Below are 1,605 nucleotides of genomic sequence, written 5' to 3'. Positions count from 1 at the left end.
CTCGTCGACGACGAGCAGGTGGTGGCTCTGGTCGCCGAGGCGCGCTCGCGCGGCATGGAGGTCGTAATCAGCTCACTCGCCATCATCGAGGCTGTCCATGCCCGTACGAACAAGTCCCGCCTGAGCTGGGTGCTCTCCGGGCTACGCGTAGCCCCGGTGGGTGACGAAGAGGCGAGGGCGGCCTCCAAGCTGCTGATGGATGCCGGTCTGCACGGGCACAAGCATGCGATTGATGCTGCGGTCGCCGAGGCCGCGCTGCGGCAGACCGCCCGGTGGTCATGTTGACCTCCGATGTCGACGACATGGCCAAGCTCTGCAGCGATCGGGTCCGGCTCGTGGCTGCGTGATACCCCTGGCCAGCGACGCTGCCTCTGCGTGTGGGTCTGCCTCCTGCCCGGTGAGCTCTGCGCGAGACATCGGTCTGCGCCTGGCGAGCTGTGGGACACAGTAGGAAAGCAGGATGCTGCCCGCCATGCGGCGGCCACTGGACTCTCCTTACCGCTCACCGCGTTCCGGAGCAGGAAGATCTCGTGAGGCCGTGGCAGCCCATAAAGTCGTGGGCAGCATTTTCCATCCAATCCGAAAGGAATCCGTCAACCCCTGCTGCCATCATCACTCTTAATCGGCAATAATGGGGTAAATTCTCAATCAGTCTGCTCTTGGACTAGATGGCAGAGCAAGGCGTCATATTCTGCTAAACCTCGGAGATTCGACTTCGGAGGAACAGATGGCGCCTGATGTATTCGACTTGGTGGCAGTGCATGTTCGTAGCGCCTGTGGTGAAGATCCGCTCTGTGTCCACGTGGACGACGTACCAGGGTGCCTGGTCATGCGGCACCCGAAGTATGTGAAATTCCGCTCACAGGCTGTAATCGCGCGAGCGGAGGGGAAGTCAACTCGCCTCTGGGAATCCATGGTCGCTATGGGACGCATGTCTGACATGCGCGGCGATAACAAGTGGCGCATGATTGTTGTGGACTGCCTGATTCCCTCTCTTCGTGCGCGCTCGTGGTCGATCTCCCGGGATTTTTATCGCGATCTAGAGGACGTTCGATCGGACATGTTTGAAGCTGCACTGAATGCTTGGGAAGAAACAGCTAGGGGCGTGCCTCCTCGCAATGTCCCAGGGGTGATGGTGAAAGCGGCCATACGTGTCGCCTATCAACGCGCGAATGACCACAGAGGTGAAAGTTCGACCAGCGACGTGGAGGCGTTGGTAGCCTTCGAGGAATCTTTCCTAGATTCCCCAATCAAGGCATCGTCGATTATTCACAGTGCCGACCCGAGGGAGCCAGCCGTCGCAGAGCAGATCCGAGGTGAGCGTACTGGTGCGCTATGGCAGAGGTACGGGCTTGCTGGCACATTTAACCGCTACCATGAGGACCTTCGTGCGGGGCGTAGGTCGGGGTTGCGAAGCGTTCTCGCGTCGGAAGCCATGCTGGCTCGTACGTTCGTCACAGGCTGCAATTGCTATTACTACACCTCCGATGTCTACCCCAAATTCGTCGATCTGCCGGCTGCTGCCGAGGCGTTGGGGATCGCTAAATCTACTGCTTACCGAATGGTGAGGGCAGGATCTTTTCCCTGTCCGCCTATACGCATGGG

Annotated in this window: 1 protein-coding gene and 1 pseudogene; both read left to right on the top strand. The window is 59.6% G+C overall.

Annotated elements, in window-relative coordinates; translation table 11 throughout:
* Positions 1 to 347 (top strand): annotated as a pseudogene (locus ACZ5CR_RS44770) (DNA-binding protein); the annotation flags it as partial.
* 584 nt (positions 348 to 931) lie between these two features.
* A partial coding sequence (locus tag ACZ5CR_RS44765; RefSeq protein ID WP_468869302.1) for a helix-turn-helix transcriptional regulator occupies positions 932 to 1,605 on the top strand: 674 nt, incomplete at its 3' end.

The sequence above is a fragment of the Streptomyces sp. NPDC031274 genome, assembly GCF_055570235.1.
This window is presented reverse-complemented; position numbering and strand designations above follow the sequence as displayed.